This window comes from Phyllobacterium sp. 628, assembly GCF_014189505.1.
In the GTDB taxonomy this organism is placed as follows: Bacteria; Pseudomonadota; Alphaproteobacteria; order Rhizobiales; family Rhizobiaceae; genus Phyllobacterium.
Window position 1 is genome coordinate 313,228 of the sequence record NZ_CP050302.1, and the last position, 21,954, is coordinate 335,181.

Sequence of the window (21,954 nt, forward strand, 5' to 3'; positions counted from 1 at the left end):
GGAGGAAACTTTCAATGAGTGGGGCGGGATGCGGCAACAGCATTTTGGCGCTGTGGCATCGGACGCAGAAAGAAGGAAAGACTAATGGTGAGGAACCCGACATAGGCGATAATTTCGCCCAGCGTCGGCATATCCTGATATCCGAACATGCCTGAAAGCAGCGTGCCGAAAGCACTGCTGACCGGCAAAACATCACTAATATCAAAGACTACGGTCTGCAGACTGTTCCAGACACCGGCTTCGTGCAGATGGCGCAGCGAGCCTGCGAGGATGCCGGCAGCGACAACAAGAATGAACAATCCGGTCCAATAAAAGAAGCGTTTCAGATTGAGACGCACGCCGCCGGCATAGATGCCATAACCCAGACACACCGAAACAATGATGCCAAGCAGGGCACCGAGCGGCGCATCGGAATTGGCGCTCTGCTGAAATATGGCAAGCAGGAAGAATACGGATTCGAGACCTTCGCGAGCCACCGCAAAGAACACCATACCGACCAGAGCAAGGCCCTGACCGGAAGAATGGGCCAATGCACCGTCGATAGAAGAATGCAATTCGGATTTGATCGAACGCGCGGCCCGGCGCATCCAAAACACCATAGAACACAAGACGATAACGGCAACGAAGCCAACAATCGCTTCAAAAAATTCCTGCGCTTTTTGTGGAAACTCCGCACTGATAAGCTGCAACCCTGCGCCGACAAACAGCGAAAGAGCTACGGCCAGCAGAATTCCAACCCACACGGCGGGCATCCATGCGCCACGGCCGGTCTGCTTCAAATAACTCGCAACAATGCCAACAATCAGCGCGGCTTCAATACCCTCGCGCAGCATGATCAAAAATGGAACAAGCATTAAAATAAATCCTCGACGCTGCCAGCCCTAATGTTGAGCCGCACAGCGGCCAGTCATAAACCGGCGCGAAAAACGAAGCAATAACAATATATTAGAAGAATTCTAAGAAGCAGAGATGCGGAATTTCTACAATCTTTTCCGTATGTTGAGTGGTTTAGTATAGTATTTTGCGACATGAAATCTGGAGATTTCAGGGATCGGCGAAATCAAGTTTGCTGGAAAACATGAAGTTGGCAGACAGGTTTACCGAGGCGCTGTCTCCATGTACCCCCGGTTTCGTGGCGTGGGAACAGTGTCAAAACGGCTATTCGCAGATACACGAAGACAGCGATTTACACATTTTCGCCACATTCTAAGGGGCCTTGCCCCATTCTTGCCTCAATGTCAGGTGGTTTTCCGCCGGTCCGGAGCGCCTCACTGCATTCATTTGCAGAGGCGCTCCACCGGTTGCGTCATTATTGCGGCTTGCCGTAACCGCCGCCAGTCGGCGTGACGATGATGAAGGCTTCACCTGCGTCCAGAACCGTATGCGCGCATCCGCCCAGCGGCTCGACCGTGCCATCTTTCCGGCGGACGGAATTGGCACCGGTCTGACCCGGCTCGCCGCCATCCAACCCGAACGGTGCAACACGGCGATGACCGGAGAGGATAGCGAAGTCGAGTTTCTCCTGCGCCCGTATCGTCCGCTTGGTTCCGTTGCCTGCAGACCATTTACCCTTGCCGCCGGAATCCGGACGGATGTGGAAATCTTCCAGCACCACCGGAAAACGCGTTTCCAGAATTTCCGGATCGGTCAGCCGGGAATTGGTCATGTGCGTATGGATGGCATCGGCACCATTGTAACCCGGACCCGCCGGAGCACCGGAACAGATGGTCTCGTAATACTGATACTGATCATTACCGAAAGTCAGGTTGTTCATCGTTCCCTGCGCCGCAGCCTGTGCACCGACAGCGCCAAACAGACAATTGGTCACCGCCTGACTGACTTCGACATTTCCCGCCACAACCGCAGCGGGATATTCCGGCGAAAGCATGGTGCCGTCAGGCACTATGATATGAATAGGCCGCAAGCAGCCGGCATTCATCGGAATGTCGCTTTGTACCAGCGTACGGAAGACATAGAGAACAGCGGCGCGGGTGACCGGACGCGGCGCGTTGAAATTGTCGGCGCGCTGTGCCGACGTGCCGGTGAAATCCACCGTCACTTCGCGGGCGATCTTGTCGACGGATATGTTGACGACAATGCTGCAACCCTGATCCATCTCGTAAGTAAAGCTGCCATCCTGCAACTGGTCGAGCACGCGGCGCACGCTCTCGGCCGCATTGTCCTGCACATGGCCCATATAGGCCTCGACGACATCCTCGCCGAAATGCCGGATCATCTTGCGCAGCTCGGCAACGCCCTTTTCATTGGCGGCAACCTGCGCTTTCAGATCGTTGACATTCTGCAGCAGTGTGCGCACGGGATAACGCGCGCCGGTCAACAACGCCGCCAGCTCATCCTCACAGAAGCGGCCACGATCGAGCAGCTTGAAATTGTCGATATAGACGCCTTCTTCCTCGATATTGGTCGCAAGCGGTGACATGGAACCCGGCGCGATGCCGCCAATATCCGCGTGGTGACCACGACTTGCCACCCAGAAACGGATTACCTTGCCCGCATCGTCAAAGACAGGGGTGCAAACGGTCAGATCCGGCAGATGCGTGCCGCCATTATAGGGCGCATTGATCAGGAAGACGTCGCCCGGATGAATAATTGGATTTTCGCGGATCGCAGCGGCAACGGACGCATCCATGGAACCAAGATGCACCGGCATGTGCGGAGCGTTGGCGACAAGATTGCCTTCCGCATCAAAGACCGCACAGGAGAAATCCAGCCGTTCTTTGATGTTGACGGAATAGGCGGTGTTTTGCAGCGTCACACCCATCTGTTCGGCAATGGACATGAAGAGATTGTTGAAAATCTCCAGCATTACCGGATCGGCGCGGGTGCCAATAGCCGAACGGTCGGGAAGTGCCTTGATGCGCTTCAGAACGATATGGTTCTTCGCCGTCAGTTCAGCCTGCCAGCCATCCTCGATAACGATCGTCTGGTTTGGCTCGATGATGATGGCAGGACCGGCCAGACGCTGACCGGGTTGCATCGCATCGCGCAGCACCACTGCTGCATCGTGCGCGGTGCCCTGTGAATAGAACCGGTTCTGCCGAACGGCTTCGGGTCTGCCGGTTGCAGTTGCATCAACGATTGCTTCCGCCTGACCGGCACCGCCACCAACCGTTTCCACCTCAACCGCGTCGATCACCAATGCCTTGTTCTCGGCAACGAAACCAAAGCGGCGCTTGTGCAGAACCTCGAACTCGCGGCGCAGACGGGCGATGCTGTCGTGAGACGGGAACGCTGCCTCGACAGCCAGCACTGTATCGGTTCCGGCATAGCGGATATGAGCGCGAACGAAAGTTGTTGTCTCGCCTTCGGCAATGCCTTGCGCCTTGAGTTCCGCAAGACATTCCTGCTGAAGTTCGGCGCCGAGGACAGCAAGCGGGGCCGGGGCGCTGTCATCGAGCGCTATGCCCAGCGCCTTCTGCCGCGTGGCACGGATATCGGCGAGACCCATACCATAAGCCGACAAAAGACCGGACATGGGATGAACGAGAATGCTTTTCATACCCAGCGCATCGGCTACCAGACAGGCGTGCTGTCCACCTGCACCGCCGAAGCAACTCAGGGCATAGCGTGTCACGTCATAGCCGCGCTGGACAGAAATTTTCTTGATCGCCTCAACCATATTGGCAACGGCAATGCGGATGAAGCCATCGGCCACATCTTCAGGGCTGCGGCCATCGCCGATCTGTGCGGCCAATTCAGCAAAACGGGTGCGAACGACATCGACGTCCAGCGCTTCGTTCTGGTTCGGGCCAAAGATCGGCGGGAAGAACTCCGGCATCAGCTTGCCAACCATGACATTGGCATCGGTGACCGCAAGCGGGCCGCCATTGCGATAACAGGCGGGACCCGGATTGGCTCCGGCAGAATCCGGCCCGACGCGGAAACGCCCGGCGTCGAAATGCAGGATCGAACCGCCACCAGCCGCGACCGTATGGATCAGCATCATCGGAGCACGTACGCGCACGCCAGCCACTTCGGTTTCAAAGGCGCGCTCATACTCGCCGTCGAAATGCGCTACATCGGTGGACGTGCCGCCCATGTCGAAGCCGATAACGTTGGGAAATCCGGCTTCTTCACCAGTACGGGCGAGACCGACGACACCGCCAGCCGGGCCGGACAGGATGGCATCCTTGCCCTGAAACATATCGGCGGCGGTCAGGCCACCGGACGACATCATGAACATGACCCGGGCACCGGTGCGCTCGATATCAAGCTCCGCCGAAACCTGTGCCACATAGCGGCGCAGAACCGGGGAAAGGTAGGCATCGATCACGGTCGTATCGCCGCGACCAACCAGTTTGATCAGCGGCGAAACTTCGTGGCTCACCGAGACCTGCGTGAAGCCAATCTCGCGGGCGATGACAGCCATAGCCGCCTCGTGCTCGGGAAATTTGTAGGCATGCATGAAAACGATGGCGAGCGCGTCATAACCTTCGTCTTTCAGTGCCTGCAAAGCGGTGCGGGCCTGTACAGGATCGAAAGGAATTTCGACGGTTCCATCGGCAAGTACACGCTCACTGATCTCGACTACCTGATCATACAGGGCTTCCGGCTTGATGATCTCGGTGGCAAAAATATTCTTGCGCTCCTGATAACCAATGCGCAGCGCATCGCGAAATCCCCGGGTCGTCACAAGCGCCAGACGTTCGCCCTTGCGCTCCAGCAGCGCATTGGTGGCAACCGTCGTGCCCATGCGCACTTCGCCGATAAGGCCGGAGGGAATGGCTTGCCCGGATGTCAGCCCAAGATGCTGGCGAATGCCATGTACGGCCGCATCCTTATAGGCATCGGGATTTTCCGACAGCACTTTGCGGGCATGCAGCACGCCCTGCGGGTCACGCCCGATAACATCGGTAAAGGTGCCGCCGCGGTCCACCCAGAAATCCCAGCTTCCCATGCTAAACCGCTCCCTCTCAACTGGACTGCCACATTTGTAAGCATGCCCATTTAATAGACTATATCGTCATTGACAATATGTCGATAAAATGATGATATAAATTCGTCAAGGCGGAGGCAAGAAGAATGACGGCGGGGCCGAAAGATAACAGCACGGCGGATATTGAGCAGTTTGCAACGGCATTGCCGAAGCACCTCAAACCTGTCTCTTCCATCGGGCCGATCGTGTCGTCAGCACATCTGGCCGAGGGCGGATCACCTGGACTTTCCGAAGTCGAATACGGAATGATTCTCGCTTCCCACGCTTTTTCCCGCTGGATGGTGCGCTGCATGGCAGCCGCCGGATTGCCGGGCCTCTCGGCGACTGAAATTCTGATCCTGCATTCCGTCCGCCATCGCGGCCGCGAAAAGAAGCTCGCCGATATCTGTCTCGTTCTCGATATCGAAGACACGCATGTGGCGACCTATGCCATCCGCAAGCTGGAAGCCGCTGGACTGGTCACCACAGGCAAAGCCGCCAAGGAAAAGACCATCAAGATCACCAGCAAGGGCGCTGAGGCCTGCACACGCTATGCGCAAATCCGGGAGCGGCTGTTCGTAGCGTCAACCATCAACGCACGGCCTGCCGAAGACACGCTTTCGGAAATTGCTGCCGTGCTGCGATTTCTCTCCGGCGCCTATGATCAGGCGGCCCGCGCTGCTACGACACTTTAAGGGATAGTTGCGTGACCGATACTGTTACTGCCCCGCTTTTGGCCGTGAACAATCTTTCCGTTGAATTTGGTTCATCACGGGTTGTGGAAAATCTGAGCTTTTCCGTCGAGGCAGGGCGTACGCTTGCCATTGTTGGCGAGTCCGGATCGGGCAAGTCGGTCACCTCGCTTTCCGTGATGCGACTGGCCGATATGATGGGCGGGCAGTTTCCTACGGGTCAGGTTCTGTTTGAAAGCCGCAAGGGCCGGATTGATCTGACCACAGCCACACAGAAAACCATGCGCGGCATTCGTGGCAAGGAGATCGCCATGATCTTCCAGGAGCCGATGACATCACTCAATCCGGTTTTCACCATAGGCGACCAGATTGCCGAAGTGCTCGTCCTGCATGAGGGCATGACCAAGACAGCGGCACTGGCCGAGGCCAAGCGGCTGCTCGACATGGTGCGCCTGCCCGACGCAGCCGATCTGCTGGGACGTTATCCGCATCAGCTTTCCGGCGGCATGCGCCAGCGGGTAATGATTGCCATGGCACTGGCGTGCCGGCCAAAATTGTTGATTGCTGACGAGCCGACCACAGCGCTCGATGTAACCATTCAGGCGCAGATCCTCACTATTATCCGCGAATTGCAGACCGAACTTGGCATGGCCGTGATCTTCATTACCCATGACATGGGCGTTGTCGCCGAAATGGCTGACGATGTGGTTGTGATGTGGAAGGGCAGGAAAGTCGAGGAGGGCCCGGTTGCCGATATTTTTGCCAAGCCGCAGCATCCCTATACCCAGACACTGCTCGCCGCCGTGCCGAAACTTGGCAGCATGACCGGAGAGGCCTTTCCCAAGCGCCTGCCGCTGACGGTCATGGATGGTGACACGCCCCGCCTTGTCGGCGGGGAGCATATTCAAAACACGGCACGATATGGTCTGCCGCCGGTTCTTTCGGTGCGCGATCTCGTCGCCCGCTTCAATATCAAGAAGGGCATTTTCGGCGGCGTCACCCACAAAGTGCATGCCGTGGAGAAAGTGTCGTTCGATATTCATCCGGGCGAGACACTGGCGCTGGTAGGCGAATCCGGTTCCGGCAAATCCACCATCGGGCGGACAATCCAACAGCTGCAGAAAGAAACCTCCGGGACCATTTTGTTTGACGGGCGGCCGGTTTCTTCGATGAGCCGCACCGAGCAGCAGAAGCTGCGGCAAGAAATCCAGTACATTTTCCAGGACCCGTTTGCATCGCTTGATCCGAGCAAGACCGTGGGTTTTTCCATTGCCGAGCCGATCCGCACCCATAGGCTGATCGACGGCAGCAAGCCGATCCAGAAACGCGTCGATGAATTGCTGGAGCGGGTGGGGCTGACCAGCGCCCATGCCAGCCGCTATCCGCACGAATTTTCCGGCGGCCAGCGCCAGCGCGTCTGCATTGCCCGGGCGCTTGCTTCCAATCCTAAACTGATCATTGCCGATGAGGCTCTGTCGGCGCTCGATGTATCCATTCAGGCGCAAATCCTCAACCTGTTCATGGAATTGCAGGAGCAACAGGGGCTCGCCTATCTCTTCATCAGCCATGACATGGCCGTGGTGGAAAAAATGAGCCACCGGGTTGCCGTGCTTTATCTCGGCCAAGTGGTGGAACTCGGCACGCGCCAGCAAATCTTCGAGACACCGGCGCATCCCTATACGCAGCGGCTCTTGTCTGCCGTGCCGGTGGCGGACCCCGCACGTGCGCGCAACCGCGCCATGCTGGAAGGTGAAATTCCCAGCCCTATTCGCCGGGTGGGGGATGAACCCGAAATATTCAAGCGGACAGAAATCGCGCCCGGCCACTTTGTGGCGAGTGCAGCCTGAATCAATCGTCTGATTATAATGAGGAGAACATAAGAATGATAAGAACACCACGGGGAATACATGCGGCGCTGCTGGCGCTGGGTCTGGCCGGGACGGCCTTTATAACGGCACCGGCTTTTGCCGCGGGCACGCTCACAGTCTCATCACCGCAGGATCCGGGCAGCTGGGATCCGATCGACACATTTCTGGTCAACTGGGCTTCGGTTGCCACCAACATCTATGATGGCCTGACCTATCGCGGTCCTGATCTCAAACTGGTACCCGGCCTTGCCACCGCATGGGAAGAGCTCGACGCTGGCAAGCGCATCCGCTTCACCCTGCGTGAAGGCGTGAAATTCCATGATGGCGAACCGTTCAATGCGGAAGCCGTGAAATTTACTTTTGACCGCCTGCTGGGCGACGAAGGCAAGAAGGGACCGCAGCGTTCCAACTATGCCGCTATCGACAAGGTCGAAATCATCGATGCCAAGACCGTTGACTTCTTCCTGAAAGCGCCGGACCCGGTGCTTCTGACCAAGCTGGCCGGTTATGGTGCGATGATTGTGCCGCCGAAATATATCCAGGAAAAGGGCGATGATTATTTCAACGCCCATCCGGTTGGCACCGGCCCGTTCAAGGTCACGTCCTACGAGCCAAAGATCGCCATCAAGATGGAGGCCTTTGCCGATCATTGGGGCGGCGCACCGAAACTGTCCAACCTTGAATACCGCTTCATTGCCGAACCGGCGACTGCTGTTGCCGAATTGCAGGCCGGACGTGTCGATCTGGTTATCCCGCCGACCATCCCCGTCGGCATGATCCCGACCATTCAGGCCGATCCAAAGCTGGAAGTGATGAGCACGGCCGGACCGACAGTCTATGCGCTGCGCTTCAACACCAAGAGCGGCCCGACAGCGGATGAACGCGTGCGCAAGGCGCTTATCCTCGGCATCGACCGCAACGCCATCATCCAGTCGATCCTCGGCGGGCAGGCGGCACCGATTGCCAGCTTCCAGGGAGCATTGTCCTTTGGCAACGATCCTGACATGAAGCCGCTACCCTATGATCCCGAACAGGCGAAAGCCCTGCTGAAGCAAGCCGGTATTGCGGCAGGCACCACGCTTCAGATCGATGTGCGGGGCAATGACTCGACCTTCAATGAAGTGTCGCAGGCCATTGCCAGCTATCTGCAGATCATCGGCATCAACGCAACGATCAAGCCCTATGAAGTCAATGTGCTGCTCAACGATATCATCCCTGCCGGGAAGACCGGTGCGATGTTCGAACAGGCATGGGGCGGCTGGACACTGGATTACGACAACACCGCCTATTCCATGTACCACACCGGGGAAAAGTGGAACCCGTATGACAGCGATCCCAAGCTTGATGAAATGCTGGAATCGCAGCGCTCGCTGACCGACCGGGCCAAGCGCGAGGAAATCCTCAAATCCATCGCCCGCTATACGGCGGACCGGGCACTCGAAATCCCGCTTTACAACTACAACGCGATTTTCGGCGTGAGCAAACGCGTGAAGAATTTCACGCCCGTTCCCGACAGCCGTCTGCGGCTGACGGATGTCACTGTCGAGTAATTGACAAGGCCTGCCGCCTCACACGGGCGGCGGGCCATACATTTTGAAGGAACAAGACGTGGCTGGCTTTTTGATCAAACGTTTTTTGCAGGCGATATTCGTCGTCATTGTCGTGACGCTGATCGTGGCATTTGCCATCCGGCTCACCGGCGATCCGGCGCTGATGCTGACGCAAGGCGCAGGCAGTGTCACCGAAGAAGATCTGGTGCGCATCCGCGAAGGACTTGGCCTTAATCAGCCATTCCTGACACAGTATCTCCAATTCATCAAAGGCTTGTTCACACTGGATTTCGGCCGCAGTTTCCTTGGCGGTACCCAGGTTTCCACACTCATCGCGGCCGCATTGCCAGCCACACTGCTGCTCGCCTTCTCCTCGCTGATCGTTTCCATTGCCATCTCCATTCCGCTCGGCATCAAGGCTGCGACCTCGCGCGGCAAGTGGCCGGACCAGCTAATCCGCATACTGTCGCTCATTGGCCTGTCCTTCCCGAATTTCTGGCTGGCACTGATGCTGGTGCTGCTCTTTGCCATCAATCTGAAATGGCTGCCGCCAAGCGGCATGAGCGGCTTTTCCAGCTTCATCATGCCCGCAGTGACCATGGGTATCATCCTCACTGCCACCAATGTGCGCCTCGTGCGCACAGCGATGCTGGAAACGCTGAATTCGCAATATATCATGGTCGCCCGCGCCAAGGGCCTCAGCGAAAATGTCGTCCTCTACAAGCATGCGCTGCGCAATTGCGCCATTCCACTGATCACCTATTTCGGCCTGCAGTTCGGCGGCCTGCTCGGCGGTATCGTCGTGGTCGAGCGCGTGTTCAACTGGCCGGGCCTCGGTACACTTGCCTTTGATGCGGTCGGCGCACGCGATTATCCGGTGCTGCTGGCTGTCATCACCGTGCTGTCGCTGCTGATCATCGGCGTCAACCTTCTCGTCGACATTGCCTATGGCCTTGTCGATCCCCGTATCCGGACGGAGTGAGCCCATGTCTGCCGCTGCCACCACACCCCGTTTCGCCCGTTTCCGCAATCTCGAGTTCCTCATCGGTGCGCTGCTTGCAGGCGGCATGTGCCTTGCGGTCATCTTCTCCGGCGTGCTCTTTCCGGGCGGTGCGGAAAAGATCGACCTGATGGCGCGGCTGCTCCCGCCCTTCACCAAATGGGCACATCCCTTCGGCACCGATCCGCTCGGCCGCGATGTGCTGGCGCGGGTGATTACCGGCGGCAAGATTTCGCTGCAGGTGGGTTTCATCTCCGTTGCAGGCGCCGTCGTCATCGGCGTGGTGATGGGGCTCATATCCGGCTATTATCGCGGTTTCTGGGACATGATCGTCATGCGCTTTGCCGATGTGCAGCTGGCCATGCCCTTCATCCTGCTCGCCATCACCTTCATCGCCATTGCCGGCGGTGGCCTCACCAACATGATCATTCTCCTGATCGTCTCGCAATGGGTGCAATATGCCAGACTGGTGCGCGGCTCTGTTCTGTCGCTGCGTGATCGCGAGTTCATCCTGTCGGCCCGCGCCATTGGAGTGAAAGATTATCGCATCCTGTTCCAGCATCTGCTGCCGAACCTGATCGGTCCGGTGATCGTGCTGATGACGCTCAATGTTGCCACCAACATCCTGCTTGAAAGCAGCCTGACCTTTCTTGGCCTCGGCGTTGATCCGCTGATCCCGAGCTGGGGCGGCATGCTGGCCGATGGCCGCACCTACCTGCAAAATGCCTGGTGGGTCAGCGTCTTCCCTGGCCTTGCCATTCTTCTCACCGTGCTCGGCCTGAACCTTCTGGGTGATTGGCTGCGCGACAGCCTCGACCCCACCGGCAGAACCTCCCGATAGTGAATTTGACCATGACAGTGCTTTATGATGGCGGTTTCGACCGCACCCTCGACCAGATCCTTGCAACCTATGGCAAGGAGACCGCGCGCGGCACCCGGTTTGAAGCCTGGCTGTTCGATGATGCGCCAAGCCGCCGCGCAACTGAGGAAAAGCTGGCAGCCTTTGGTGTTACGGCGCGCCTGCACAGCGCCTATAAGCCACTTTTGCATTTCTTCCTCGAAGAGATCGATATAGCGGCGCTGAAAAGCATCATTGTTGCCTATCCGGTGCACGAGGCCTGCCCGCAGAACCGCTTCCTGCTTGAGACCTATCCGCTCGCCGCGCAGACCGGCACTGCCGAATTGCGCTTTGAGACCGGCAGCAGTGCACCCTTCACCTATGATGTGGCGCTCACCTACCGGGATGGCAGCAAGGCCGAACACAAGGTCTTTGCACCCAACCGCAGCCATACGGACTTTATCGGCGAAACGCTGATCTCGCCCACCGGATGGATCAAGCTGAACGGCGCACTCGAAGGCACGCGCCTCGAAACCGACTATGAAGCGCTGTTCGAAACCGCGATGCGCACCATCACAAGTTATGACTGGGGCAACAGCGAACCCTATTTCGATGAGCTGAATATCCGCGCAACATTTGCCATCGCTGACCGGAAATTGCCGGTTGGTGAGGAGATCATCAGCCTGCGCGAAGCCCTGCACGAGGATTTTTACTTCTCGCTGCTCGAAGTGTTCCAGAAAAAGTCGGGCCGCCCGCTGGGTGATCGCGGCCTGCAGCCGGGTCAGATCATCCCCGAAATTCTCGAGCGCGACGGCGCGCCGACACTGACAATCGAAACGCGCGACCTCAACGCATCGGAAACAACGGGGGCAATCCAACCGCTGGCCACAGCCCGCGAACCGATCTTCGCCGCACAGGTGCAGGCGGAACTTGCCAGCATTCGCGGCGAGACTTTCGAGGCGCAGTCACGCGCCGGGCGGACAGTCCAGGCCCGCTATGTCAAAGGCACCGATGCTGCTGTCATGATCAGTGGTGGGCAGCACCCGAACGAGACGACGGGCATCGTTGGTGCATTGCGTGCGGCGCAGGTTCTCAGCCAGCGCCCCGGCGCGCATTTCACCATTTCACCGCTGGAAAACCCGGATGGTTATGCGCTGCATCAACGCTTACGCGCCGACAACCCTGAACACATGCACCATGCGGCGCGCTATACAGCGCTTGGTGATGATCTGGAATACCGTACCGGCACGACATTGTATGAAAAGGCCATCCGCTTTGAGGCACAGCGCCTGAGCGGTGCGCAGCTGCATATCAACCTGCATGGCTATCCCGCGCATGAATGGACGCGGCCGCTGTCCGGCTATGTGCCGCGCGGCTTTGCCATGTGGACGCTGCCAAAAGGTTTTTTCCTTATCATGCGTTATCAGAATGGCTGGGCGGTACAGGCCAATCACCTTATCGACGCCGTGACCAAACGACTGGCGGCGGTGCCGGGGCTGGTTGATTTCAACACGGTGCAGATCGGCCTTTACGAAACCCATGCGGGCGAAACAGGCTTTCGCATCATCAACGGCTTTCCCTGCATGATCTCGGTTGATGACAGGCACGATGTACCGCTGACACTGATCACCGAATATCCTGATGAGACCATTTATGACGCGGCCTTCATCAAAGGCCACACGGCACAGATGGAAACGGTCCTCGCTGCCTATGAGGCATTTCAGGCCATTGAAATGGTGGCCTGACGGGAAAGCGTATCAGTGCTGGGTTTGCCCGCTCAGACTGATTGCCATGACCGCAATGATAGTGACAGCGGTCCCGACCAATTGAACGGGGGTCATCACCTCGTCCAGAAACACGAAGGCGATGCCCAAACCAAAAACCGGTGTGAGATTGAGAAAACTGCCGGCGATATTAGCGCTGATGCAGCCGAGGGCGCGCATATAAAGCGAGAAGCCTAGTGCATATTGGATGATTCCAGACACCAGAACGAGCGTCCATATTTTCGCCGACTGGGGCATTGCGATCCCACCCGGTGACAAAAGCCATTCAGCCGGGAGCAAGATCAAGGCAAAGACGAGTGCCACAGTCTGTTGCCATGCGACGATAACGATGGGACTGGTTTTCAGCGCAATGCGCGACGATAAGACGACGTAAATGGCGGCAACGGCTGTTGCCAGGAACATAAGGGTAATGCCCAGGATTCCATTGCCTGCGGCCTCGCCCGAATTCAACAGGCCCAGCGCAATGATCAAGCCAGCGAGGGCAACGACGGATAAAATGAGGAAACGGCCGGTTGGCACCACACGCAGAATGACGACAGATACCACCACGATCATAATTGCTTCCGATGATTGGATAAGAGTAGCCGCTCCTGCTTTCATATCCGTCAAGCCAATCAGACCAAACAGATAGGCGAGACCGGGTTCCAGCACGCCTAGCCATGCATAGCGGGCGATCTCTTGCCAGCTCCCGGATGATACGCGTTGCACGCGGACGACAAGCCACAACACCACGACACTGCCAGCCAATTGTAAAACCAGCAGAGAGACCGGCGGCACATCAGCCAAAGCAGATTTCGACATAACGGTCGCCGTTCCCCAGCAGAGAGCTGCCAAGATCGCGGTGCTAATTCCGACCTGAAAACTCGAGAGACCTTTCACGGTCGTTTCCTTTATTAAATCTGTCCGGTCAGAGGGCAGTGAGCGCTAACTCAAGTAAGCACGTGCCGCTGCTCGGTAAAACAAAACTAAAATATCTTACGCTTGCCGAAATGGTGACAAGACGTCATTGCAAATGCGAATGTTGTTTAGCACGAAAAGTGCGGTGGGTATGTGAGGCTATAGTCTTGGACTCAAGCCAACCCGTCCAGAAAACTCAGCACCGTATCATTGAACAAGTCCGGCCGTTGCAGTGGGGCGAAGTGGCTGACACCGGGAAGGGTGATTAACTCCGCTCCCGGAATGCTGCGGGCGAGATAGGCAGCGTGTTCGGGTTTGATAAACTCGTCATGCTCGCCAAGGACGATCGCTACGGGAACACGGATCTTGGCAAGATCGTCAGCGGTATAGTTGGGCTCGGTCTTCATCATCAAACCAACCGCAGCAAGAAATTCCTCGAAACGATCCGGCGTCGCCGATAGCGCGGCATAATCCTTCACATGCCTGCCGAAACACCGGTCGAGCAATGGACTTGGCTCTACTTCCCGCGTGCCGCTCGGGTCCATATTGCAGGCAAAAAAGAAGACACCGGCAATCCGGGCAGGGGCCTGACTGGCAAGAACCAGCGCAATACACGCGCCATCGCTCCAGCCGACAATTGCCGCTTTTTCGATTGCCAGCGCATCCATGACAGCGAGAACGTCCGTCGCCATCAGATGATAGGTATAGGGCTGCGCATCGCGGGTGCTGCGGCCATGGCCACGGCTATCGATGACGATCACACGGCGGCCTGCACTGACCAGCGCCGGAACCTGATAACCCCAATTGCCGCTGTGGCCGAGCCCGCCATGCAGCAGGATGACAGGATCACCCGAACCATAGGTGGAATACCAGATGCGGACGCCGTTATTCTCGATATAGCCCTGATCGTTTGCAACCGGCAGTGGCGCAGCGCCCTCGGCTTCGAAGGTCTTCAATTCATCATCGAATTGCATGCTGTTCTGATCCTCCCGATCCGGACGCCACCATGGGCCCCGTCTGATTCCATGGCAGCCGGATAGGAGCTTGTCCAGATTGAGGGTCTAAATGTAATATAAAACCGGAGGCTTCAGTGGGCGAGGCTGGAAACGCCGAGCAGTTGATCCACCGTTTCCTGATCCTTTGCCAGCTCTGCGGATGAGCCATCCCAGACAATACGGCCACGCTCGAGGATGATGACGCGTTCGGCAAATTCGAGCGCACTCTGAATGCGCTGTTCGACCAGCAGGATCGTCATTTCGCCTGATGAGGCGAGGCGCGTAAACGCCGCCATCAGTTCTTCGCAGATCACAGGAGCAAGGCCTTCGAGCGGCTCGTCCAGTAAGAGCAGGGACGGTCGGCCAAGGATGGTGCGCGCCGTCGAAAGCATCTGCTGCTCGCCGCCGGACAGCTTTGCGCCGGAATTGGCACGGCGCTCATAAAGACGCGGAAACATATCGTAGGCTTCCTGCAAGGCGCTGCGCGGCCTGCCTTTGAGCCCGACAAACAGATTTTCCTCCACCGTCAGCGACGGGAAGATGGCACGGGATTGCGGCACGAAGCCGAGACCGCTCCAGGCGCGGGATGCGCTGTCCATGGCGGTGAGGTCATGCCCGCCGAGCTTGATCGTGCCGTCATAGCGCTTGGTCTGTCCGGCAAGCGTCGCAAAAAGCGTGGTCTTGCCAACGCCGTTGCGGCCAAGTACGGCAACGCGCGAACCCGCCTCGGCTGTAAACGAGATGTTTTCGATGACCCGTGTCGGACCGTAGCCCGCGCTGAGGTTTTCAACGTCAAGCCGCGCTGCTGGCATGGACATAGCTCCCTAGATAGGCTTCGCGCACGCGTGGATCTTCGGTCACAGCCTGCGGCGAGCCGTCAAAGATGATCTCACCTGCAGCGAGCACGATGACCCGTTTGGCAAAACGGAAGACCAGATCCATATCGTGTTCGATCATCAGCACAGCGAGATCATCCGGCAATTGCGCCAGCGCATTTTCGATGAGGAACGTATCACTGTGCGGCACACCGGCCGCCGGTTCGTCGAGCAGCAGCACCTTTGGCCGTAACGCCAGAGCCAGCGCGATTTCGAGTAAGCGCTGCTGGCCATAGGCGATCTCGCCGACAGGCACAGTTGCCAGTGCGCTGAGATTGAGGGTTTCAAGAATATTGCGCATTTCGCGCATTACCTGCGGCATGGCACGGAAGCTTCCAGCCATGCGCCCGGACCTTCCTTCGCGCTGCAGAATGGCGAGGCCAATATGCTCCTCCGGTGTCATCTCCGAAAACAGGCGGGTAACCTGAAACGACCGCACCAGCCCGGCGCGCACGCGGCGCATCGGGTTGAAACGGGATATATCTTCACCGCCCATCAGAACGCGGCCGGAATTGGGCTGCAGATGCCCGGTGACCAGATTGACGAAGGTGGTCTTGCCAGCTCCGTTCGGGCCGATCAGTGCAATGCGGTCGCCTTTGGCCATGCTGAGGGAAACGTCGCGGGTGACTTCCAGACCGCCAAAGGATTTCTTCAGCCGCTCGACGGCAAAGACCGCACTCATGGGCCGCTCCTTGTGAGACGCTGGCTCAGGGTAACGGCGGTGCCGTAAAGGCCTTTCGGGGCAAACAGCACGACGGCAATCAGCAGCGCGCCGACAATGGTCAGCCAGTGGAACGGGTTGGCGGCGGAGACGACGTGTTCGAACCACATGAAAACGATGGTTCCGACAAAGGCGCCATAGAGCGAACCCGCACCGCCAAGCACCAGCATGACCAGCGCTTCGGCCGAATTGGTGAAGCTCAGGCTGTCGAGACCAACGACCTGGGTGGAGACTGCGTTGAGCGCACCACCGATACCCGCGACGGCACCGGAAATTACATACATCTTGATGAGGCTCGCCTTGACCGAAGCGCCCATCGCGCTGATGCGGACAGGATCCTGACGGATGCCGCGGCAGAGCATGCCGAAGGGCGAGCGCACCAGAATGCGCAGCAGCACGAACACCAGCACCAGAAGGACAATGCCGAAGCCATAGGCTGTGCGGCCCCAGAGATCGAATTCAAACAGTCCGAATACCGGATCGGGGGCAATGCCCGAGAGGCCGTCGCTGCCGCCGGTATAAGTGGATGCCTTGTTGGCAGCTTCATGAAAGAGATGGATGACCGCAATGGACAGAACCAGTTGGGCAAGGCCATGACCGCGCAGGATGACGACGCCTGAGACAAGACCGGCCACAGCCCCGGCGATCGCGCCGATGGCAACCATGCTGAGCGGCTCGGTGATGCCGAAGGTGACAGCAGCAATGCCAGCGGCATAGGCGCCTGCGCCGAAGAGGGCGGCATGGCCGAGCGTTGCAACGCCGCAATAGCCCGTGACGAGATCCAGCGACAATACCAGGAGCATGATCGCGATGATGCGTGTGAGCAAAGCGAGATTATCCGGGAACAGGAAGTAACCGGCGATGGCAGCCGCAAGGATAACGGCAACACCGATCAGATCGCGCTGCCACGGTCTTGCTGCCTGGATTGGCTGGAGGGCGGCGATGTCGGGCGCGCTCATATCATTTCGCCCTTCCGAGCAGGCCGCGCGGGAACACCCAGACAATGGCGATCACCGCAAGATAGAAGAAGAACTCGCCATATTCAGGCACGAGATAGCGGCCAGTCGTATCGATGGCGCCAAGCAGCAGGCAGGCAATGAGCGCGCCGGGTATCGAACCGGCACCGCCGACCGAGACGACGACGAGAAACGTCACCATATAGCGCAGCGCATAATAGGGTTCGACCGGCAGCAGCTCCGCGCCGATGACCCCGCCGAATGCGGCAAGGCCGACAGCCAGCGCAAAGCTCGCGGCATAGACGATGCGGGTGCGCACGCCGAGTGAAGCGGCCATGGCGGTATTATCGACCGAGGCGCGCAGCTTGACGCCAAACGAGGTACGCTCGATCAGGAACCACAGGCCGAGTGCCACAACAACGCCGCAGGCAATGGCAAAGAGCTTGTGCGCGGCAATGGTGCGGAAGCCGAGATCAACCGGGCCTTGCAGTCCGGCGGGCAGGGGAATGGTCTTCAGCGTCGGACCAAAAACATAATTGGCAAGACCGATGACGCAGAAAGTGATGCCGATGGTCATCAGCACCTGCGTCAGTTCCGGCGCACCATAGATGCGCCGGTATAAAAACCGCTCCAGCGGAATGGCGATGATAATAGTGCCGATAACGGCAAGAATGATGGCAAAGCCATAGCCAAGACCAAGATCACGCGCTGCATATGAAGCGATGTAGCCGCCGATCATGGCGAAAGCGCCATGGGCGAGGTTGACCACCCGCATCAGACCCATGGTGACGGAAAGCCCGATGGAGATGATGAACAGCACCATCCCATAGGCAAGTGCATCAACACCAATGCTGAAGAAAACCTGCATCAGATTGTCCTGATCACGGAGGAGCGGTCATCACCCCCCTCTGCCCTGTCGGGCATCTCCCCCACAAGGGGGGAGATCACATTGGCATAAAGGCCTTTGCACAACCGGCAATATTTCAAATTTCGCTGAGACAGGAATGCAGGCTGATCTCCCCCTTGTGGGGGAGATGCCCGACAGGGCAGAGGGGGTGATTGCATCCAACAAACGCACCGCTATCACCTCGAACCTATTTGGCTGCAGCAAGACCGGGATCAGGCTGCTTTTCAAAGGTTTTGATTTCCTTGTTGTAATAGGTGCCGTCGGCGGCCTTGGCCACTTCGCGCAGATAGATATTCTGGGTGATATGCCGGGTTTCCGGATCAATCGACACAGGGCCGCGCGGGCTTTCCCACGCCAGTCCCTTGACCGCATCAACCGCCTTCTTGGCGTCCTGTTTGCCGCCGGTTGCCTCGATCATCTTGTAGATGACATGCATACCGTCATAGGCACCGACCGACGGGAAGGACAGTTCGGCGGGATTGCCAATGGCCTTTTGCGCTGCGGCGACGAAGGCCTTGTTCTCAGGCGAGTCATGCGCAATGGCATAATGGAAGGTGGTGAGAATGCCGAGCGCCGCATCGCCAAGCGCGGGCAGATCGGATTCCTGGGTCAGATCACCGGGCGCGAGAAACTGCACGCCCGCTTCCTTCAGGCCGTTCTCATTGTAAGCCTTGACGAAACCAAGGGTTGTCGGTCCTGAGGGCAGGAAGGCAAAGACCGCCTGCGCGCCGGAATTGCGCACGCGCTGCATGACCGGGCTGAAATCATTGGTCGAAAGCGGCATGCGGATGGATTCGACGACCTTGCCGCCGTCCTTTTCAAAGGTGGACTTGAAGGCATTTTCCGCGTCGACACCCGGGCCATAATCGCTGACGACAGTGATGGCTTTCTCAACGCCGCGTTCCCGCGCAATCTTCGCCATTGGCGCTGACGTCTGCCATGTAGTGAAGGATGTGCGCACCACATAGGGGCTCTTGGTGACAATGGCCGAAGTCGCGGCGTTCATCACCACGAGCGGCACATTGGCCTGCTGCAACAGCGGCGTGACGGCCATGGCATCGGGGGTGAAATAGAAGCCGGCCAGATATTGCACATGCTCCTTCACCACGAGTTCCTGCGCCAGCGCCTTTGACTGGGCCGGATCCGCCTGCGGCACGTCGCGATAAAGGATTTCGACAGTGTCATTACCGATCTTGTTGCCATGAGTGGCGATATAGGCGTCGATACCTGCCTTGAAGTTCTTGCCCTGAATGGCGAACGGACCCGAGAACGGTCCGACCACGCCGATTTTGATGACATCGGCATAGGCAGCGCCGCCGAGCAGAATGGCTGCCGCTGCAGCCAGAATAAGCTTTTTCATAGTTCCTCCCTTATCTCCCAAATCCCGCTTGCAGATCAGACCGGTCTCCTCGTCTGGTCTGTGCGGAATATTTCGTTCACTGTCTCATACCGGTTGGTAATGTAAAATGAAAATTATGCGCCATTGCATAATCCCTAAGTTATGATTTTGCGGAAACATCGCTGTTTCCCAACTGTTCGATCGAAACCAGCAGATGGGCGGCTGTGCGCAAGGCTGTTGCGGCCGCGGTCACCATGGATGGCAGGATCAGCCATTCGAGCGTCCAGGCGGAACCGGAGCGTTCCTGCTCATGCACCAGCGCCTGATGCATGCCGGAAAGCTGCGCCGCGTTGTAACGGGCAAGCGTGACAAGCAGTTCGGCCTGAACCGGATTTTGCTTGTGCGGCATGGCTGATGAACCGCCGCCACCACTCAAGTGTATCTCATTGCCGCCCTGCGCCAGCAGAGCGATATCCTGCCCCGTTTTGCCGAGGCTGCCGGTGATCAGCGATAGCAGTCCAGCAAATTCGGCAATGCGATCACGCTGACTGTGCCATTGCGGCGCATCGTGGAGACCGAGCTTGGCAGCCAGTCGCTGGCGCACGGCCTCCGCCTTGCCGCCGAGCTTTTCCAGCGTACCGGCTGCCCCGCCGAACTGGATAATCGGGAAAGAGAGCGCGAATGTTTTCATCCGCTGCCGGTCGCGCAGTAATGGGGCACGCCATGCCTCGATCCGGTCATGCGCGGTAATCGGAATAGCCGCCTGCATGCGGGTATGACCCATCAGCACATTCCCGCCAAAAGCCGTATCGAGCCTGTCGAGCGCAACGACGATATCCGCCAGACCACTCTCTATATAATTAAGCACCGATTTAAGCCGGATCATCAGACTGCTGTCGATGACATCCTGACTGGTCGCGCCGAAATGCAGGGCATAGCGATGGTCAGTTGCAACCAGACCGCGCAACTGCCGGACCAGTTCCGGCACAACAACACCGTCGCGCGCTGTGCCTGCCTTCAGCGCAGCCATGTCAGGTTTAAAATTTTGACAGGCAACAGCAATTGCCTTTGCCGCTTCGCCGGCAATCAACCCCTCATCAGCCTCAGCCTGTGCCAATGCCGTCTCGAAATCCAGCATGGCGGCAATATCAACACTGGCCGAGAACCAGTCTGTTGCCGCCTCGCTGCCGAGAAGGCCAGACAGAAACGGGTGATCGAAGGGGGAAATACTCATCGCTCAGATATCGAAGAATACAGTTTCCTTCTCTCCCTGCAAATGGATGTCGAAATGATAGGTCGAACCATCCTTGCGGGCGAGAAGGGTTGGAACACGGTTGCGGTGCTCGATACGCTGCAGCACGGGGTCTTCCGCATTGGCCGCTTCTTCGTCAGCGAAATAAAGCCGCGTCTGCAGGCCGATATTGATACCGCGTGCCACGATCCACAAGGTCACATGCGGCGCCATCAGGCGGCCATCCCTGTATGGCACACGGCCAGGCTTGATGGTCTCGAAGACATATTCGCCGCTTTCCATATCCGTCGGGCAACGGCCCCAGCCGGTGAAATTGCCATCGGCAGTGCCGCGCATTTCGGCTGGACTGTTGTAAAGCCCCTTGGCATCGGCCTGCCAAATCTCAACGAGAGCATCGCGCAGCACTGTACCTGTGCCGTCGAAAATATGCCCGCGCAAGGTGATGCGCTCGCCCAGCGTCTTGTCATTGGTCATGGCAATGCCGAGGTCCGTCGCATAGACGCCTGATATCCCCGAGAAATTCGGCGTGCAGCCTATATGGACATAGGGACCGGCTGTCTGGGACGGTGTTTCCTTGAGGTAGCCCAGAGACTGAACCATCAATTGCCCTCCAGACGGTTCTCGAACAGGGTCGAGCGGCGGCCGCGCAACACGATATCGAACTTGTAGGCGCGGGCATCCATGGGGATGGTGTTATGGCGGTCAAGCGCGGCAATCAGCTGTTCGATGGCAGCTTTGTCGGGAATGGATTTGACGATGGGACACTGCCAGATCATCGGATCGCCTTCGAAATACATCTGGGTGATCAGCCGCTGGGCAAAGCCATGGCCGAAGACCGAAAAGTGGATATGGGCCGGCCGCCAGTCATTGACGCCGTTCGGCCATGGATAGGCACCCGGCTTGACGGTGCGGAAACGGTAATAGCCGTCCTCATCGGTGATGGTGCGGCCACAGCCGCCGAAATTGGGATCCAGCGCCGCTACATAACCTTCGCGCCTGTGCCGGTAACGTCCGCCCGCATTGGCTTGCCAGAATTCCAGCAGCGCACCGCCAACCCCGACGCCGCGCTCGTCCACCACCCGGCCATGCACGATGATGCGCTGGCCAATGGCGCTTTCGCCCGGCTTGGCAAAATTATGGATCAGGTCGTCGTCAAGCTCGCCCAGCAGCGCATGACCGAACACAGGACCGGTGATTTCCGACAGCGTGTTGTCCAATGACAGCAAGGCGCGCTGCGGCGAGCGCACGACGCTGGTCTTGTAATCGGGCGTATATGCTGGCGGATGCCACTGCCGGTCCCGCTGGAAGAATGCACCGGTTTCCGGTTTTCTGTTGGACATTGCT

General features: G+C 58.1%; 18 protein-coding genes. 6 read left to right on the forward strand and 12 right to left on the reverse strand.

Annotation, left to right across the window (positions count from 1 at the left end):
• Positions 1-11: 11 nt before the first annotated feature.
• Both efeU and HB779_RS22080 read right to left on the reverse strand, forming a co-directional pair.
• A complete protein-coding gene (gene efeU / locus HB779_RS22075; protein ID WP_188346114.1) occupies positions 12-854 on the reverse strand; it encodes an iron uptake transporter permease EfeU in 843 nt (280 codons plus the stop codon).
• 455 nt (positions 855-1,309) lie between these two features.
• On the reverse strand, positions 1,310-4,918 hold the full coding sequence (locus tag HB779_RS22080) for a hydantoinase B/oxoprolinase family protein (protein ID WP_188346115.1): 3,609 nt from the start codon (positions 4,916-4,918) through the stop codon (positions 1,310-1,312).
• Positions 4,919-5,043: 125 nt separating this feature from the next.
• Between HB779_RS22080 and HB779_RS22085 the strand changes: the two genes are divergently transcribed.
• Genes HB779_RS22085 through HB779_RS22110 form a run of 6 tightly spaced genes read left to right on the forward strand, consistent with a single transcriptional unit; the run spans position 5,044 to position 12,629 of the window.
• Positions 5,044-5,631: a winged helix DNA-binding protein gene (locus HB779_RS22085; RefSeq protein WP_188346116.1), complete on the forward strand. Its 588-nt coding sequence runs from the start codon at positions 5,044-5,046 to the stop codon at positions 5,629-5,631.
• A gap of 11 nt (positions 5,632-5,642) precedes the next feature.
• Positions 5,643-7,475 carry an ABC transporter ATP-binding protein gene (locus HB779_RS22090; RefSeq protein WP_188346117.1) on the forward strand — a complete coding sequence of 611 codons (1,833 nt, stop codon included), beginning with the start codon at positions 5,643-5,645 and terminating at the stop codon, positions 7,473-7,475.
• Positions 7,476-7,510: 35 nt separating this feature from the next.
• Positions 7,511-9,046: an ABC transporter substrate-binding protein gene (locus HB779_RS22095; RefSeq protein ID WP_188346118.1), complete on the forward strand. Its 1,536-nt coding sequence runs from the start codon at positions 7,511-7,513 to the stop codon at positions 9,044-9,046.
• A 58-nt stretch (positions 9,047-9,104) separates the two neighbouring features.
• Positions 9,105-10,028, forward strand: coding sequence for an ABC transporter permease (locus tag HB779_RS22100; RefSeq protein ID WP_188346119.1), 924 nt, complete (start codon positions 9,105-9,107; stop codon positions 10,026-10,028).
• 4 nt (positions 10,029-10,032) lie between these two features.
• A complete protein-coding gene (locus HB779_RS22105) occupies positions 10,033-10,887 on the forward strand; it encodes an ABC transporter permease (protein WP_188346120.1) in 855 nt (284 codons plus the stop codon).
• A gap of 11 nt (positions 10,888-10,898) precedes the next feature.
• Entirely contained in the window at positions 10,899-12,629 is a 1,731-nt protein-coding gene (locus HB779_RS22110; protein ID WP_188346121.1) for a M14 family metallopeptidase, read from the forward strand.
• Between the two features lie 12 nt (positions 12,630-12,641).
• Here the strand turns inward: HB779_RS22110 and HB779_RS22115 are convergent, their stop codons facing one another.
• From HB779_RS22115 to pcaH, 10 genes are all read right to left on the reverse strand, one after another.
• Positions 12,642-13,547: a DMT family transporter gene (locus HB779_RS22115; RefSeq protein ID WP_188346122.1), complete on the reverse strand. Its 906-nt coding sequence runs from the start codon at positions 13,545-13,547 to the stop codon at positions 12,642-12,644.
• Positions 13,548-13,738: 191 nt separating this feature from the next.
• Complete coding sequence (locus tag HB779_RS22120) at positions 13,739-14,539, reverse strand: alpha/beta fold hydrolase (RefSeq protein WP_188346123.1); 801 nt, start codon at positions 14,537-14,539, stop codon at positions 13,739-13,741.
• A gap of 113 nt (positions 14,540-14,652) precedes the next feature.
• Entirely contained in the window at positions 14,653-15,372 is a 720-nt protein-coding gene (locus HB779_RS22125) for an ABC transporter ATP-binding protein (RefSeq protein WP_188346124.1), read from the reverse strand.
• Positions 15,353-16,117, reverse strand: a complete 765-nt coding sequence (locus tag HB779_RS22130) for an ABC transporter ATP-binding protein (RefSeq protein WP_188346125.1) — start codon at positions 16,115-16,117, stop codon at positions 15,353-15,355. Before HB779_RS22130 ends, HB779_RS22125 begins: the two co-directional genes overlap by 20 nt.
• A complete protein-coding gene (locus HB779_RS22135; RefSeq protein WP_188346126.1) occupies positions 16,114-17,115 on the reverse strand; it encodes a branched-chain amino acid ABC transporter permease in 1,002 nt (333 codons plus the stop codon). The genes HB779_RS22130 and HB779_RS22135 overlap by 4 nt, the downstream gene beginning before the upstream one ends.
• A gap of 1 nt (position 17,116) precedes the next feature.
• A complete protein-coding gene (locus tag HB779_RS22140; protein WP_188346127.1) occupies positions 17,117-17,980 on the reverse strand; it encodes a branched-chain amino acid ABC transporter permease in 864 nt (287 codons plus the stop codon).
• A gap of 226 nt (positions 17,981-18,206) precedes the next feature.
• On the reverse strand, positions 18,207-19,379 hold the full coding sequence (locus HB779_RS22145) for an ABC transporter substrate-binding protein (protein WP_188346128.1): 1,173 nt from the start codon (positions 19,377-19,379) through the stop codon (positions 18,207-18,209).
• Between the two features lie 139 nt (positions 19,380-19,518).
• Complete coding sequence (locus tag HB779_RS22150) at positions 19,519-20,592, reverse strand: 3-carboxy-cis,cis-muconate cycloisomerase (protein WP_188346129.1); 1,074 nt, start codon at positions 20,590-20,592, stop codon at positions 19,519-19,521.
• Between the two features lie 3 nt (positions 20,593-20,595).
• Positions 20,596-21,210: a protocatechuate 3,4-dioxygenase subunit alpha gene (gene pcaG, locus HB779_RS22155; RefSeq protein WP_188346130.1), complete on the reverse strand. Its 615-nt coding sequence runs from the start codon at positions 21,208-21,210 to the stop codon at positions 20,596-20,598.
• Positions 21,210-21,950: a protocatechuate 3,4-dioxygenase subunit beta gene (gene pcaH / locus HB779_RS22160; protein ID WP_188346131.1), complete on the reverse strand. Its 741-nt coding sequence runs from the start codon at positions 21,948-21,950 to the stop codon at positions 21,210-21,212. Before pcaH ends, pcaG begins: the two co-directional genes overlap by 1 nt.
• Positions 21,951-21,954 lie beyond the last annotated feature (4 nt).